Here is a 1,717-nt window from a genome sequence, read left to right as displayed (position 1 = left end):
CTAGTACGGCAGCTGTAGATCGTGATCATGGTTGAGCTGCTGCTTGTCTCAGGTAGTGGCTGTCGCGGGCGCGAGCTTGGTGGCGTCGTCGCCAGTGGGACCAGCGGAGGCGGTGCGCTGCAGCGTGGGCGGGCCGTGCGATCAGTCTGTTGAACAGATGCGCGATCTCGTTGCTGCTCAATGGGATCAGCCCGTCTGGTGCGGGCCGGTGAGTGCGTTCGTCTGCGGTGACGACGGCGAGGAAGGCGTGCGCGAGCATCGCGAGGGTGACCCAGCGGTGCCAGGACGTCCACCGGCGGACCTGGTGTTCGTCCAATCCGGTCAGTTCCTTTCCCGTCTGGAAGGTCTCCTCGACCGTCCACCTGCGCCCGGCTACCCGTACGAGTGTGGACAGTGGCACGGCGATGGGCGAATAGCAGCGGTAGAAGGCGAGTTCGCGAGTGCGCCGGTTTCGGCGGACCAGGAGTTGGTGGTGTCCGGGGCGGTGATCGGCGATGTGGACCACGGCCCAGTCGTAGAAGCGGTGGCCCTTCGCGCCGGTCCCGGCGGAGAGCTTCTGCCAGGCCCGCTTGGGCATCTTCTTGACCAGCGCGGACGCCCGCAGTCTTCCTCCCCTCGTGGCGATCTGGTGGTCGCAGGCGACCGTGAGGACGTAGCCGACCTCGCGGCGTTCCAGTGCGGTGCGAAGGGTCGGATTGCCGCCGTAGACCTCGTCACCTGCCACCCATCGCGCCGCGACGCCGGAGTCCAGGGCGCGGGCGATCATCTGTGCGGCCAGAGCGGGCTTGGTGGCGAAGCCCACAGCGGCGGGTATGCCGGCCGCCCGGCACCGCTGGCGGTCCTCGGTCCAGGAACGCGGGACATACAGCTCCCGGTCGATGGCGGCGTGTCCGGCCCGCGCGGAGTAAACGAGGTAGACCGCTACCTGCGCGTTCTCTATTCTGCCCGCGGTGCCGGTGTATTGGCGCTGGACGCCCACCGTCGCGATGCCCTTCTTCAAGTCGCCGGTCTCGTCGACGACGAGGACCGCCTCTTCGTCGCGCAGGTGGTCCACCACGTAGGTGCGGATGTCGTCGCGGACCGCATCGGCGTCCCACTTGGCACGGCCCAGTAGGTGCTGCATCCCGTGGGGGGTGGTGTCTCCGGCATGCTCCGCGATCGTCCAGCAATTCTTGCGCGGCAGATCCGACAGCAGCCCCAGCACCAGCGAGCGGGCGCGGCGGCGGGGTTCCACCCGGGCGAACCGACCTGCGACGCGGGCCATCAGGCCCTCGAACATCACCTGCCATCGTTCAACGTCTACGCTGTGACCTGCGGCCACTGCTTGATCCTTCGTTGTCTTCACAAACCACGATGATCTTCGGTGGCCGCGCTGTTGCCCAGGCAGGCAGATCACGACCCTCGGCCCTGGACTACCGGGCTCCGCCCGAGGTTGGAAAGCCCTGATGAGTCGCTACGAGTTGAACGAGCGCGAGGCCTTCGTCGCCATGTCGCGGTTCGTGTGGCAGTTCGCGAACCGCGCCGGGGACGACCTTCTCACGCTCCTGGGCGACATCGGCATCGAGGCGGACGGCGGAACGACAGACCCCGCTGCCTGGGAGGACTGGATGAGGTGCGTTCGTTCGGTCGTCGACGGCGCAGAGGACTCAGCAGGCGGGTCGGCAGGATAGAGGGCCACTCGAAGGACAAGATCACGATCTACAGCTGCCGTACTAGG

Annotated in this window: 2 protein-coding genes; one reads left to right on the top strand and one right to left on the bottom strand. The window is 67.2% G+C overall.

Annotated elements, in window-relative coordinates; all coding sequences use genetic code 11:
- Nucleotides 1-25: 25 nt before the first annotated feature.
- A complete protein-coding gene (locus ACZ37P_RS38470; protein WP_467351157.1) occupies nucleotides 26-1,264 on the bottom strand; it encodes an IS701 family transposase in 1,239 nt (412 codons plus the stop codon).
- Nucleotides 1,265-1,445: 181 nt separating this feature from the next.
- Here ACZ37P_RS38470 and ACZ37P_RS38465 point away from each other — a divergent pair, with 181 nt between their 5' ends.
- Nucleotides 1,446-1,670: a hypothetical protein gene (locus ACZ37P_RS38465; RefSeq protein WP_355342741.1), complete on the top strand. Its 225-nt coding sequence runs from the start codon at nucleotides 1,446-1,448 to the stop codon at nucleotides 1,668-1,670.
- Nucleotides 1,671-1,717 lie beyond the last annotated feature (47 nt).

Source organism: Streptomyces sp. NPDC024632, from assembly GCF_055559175.1.
The sequence above is the reverse complement of the archived record's forward strand: the minus strand, read 5'-3'. Positions and strand labels throughout refer to the sequence as shown.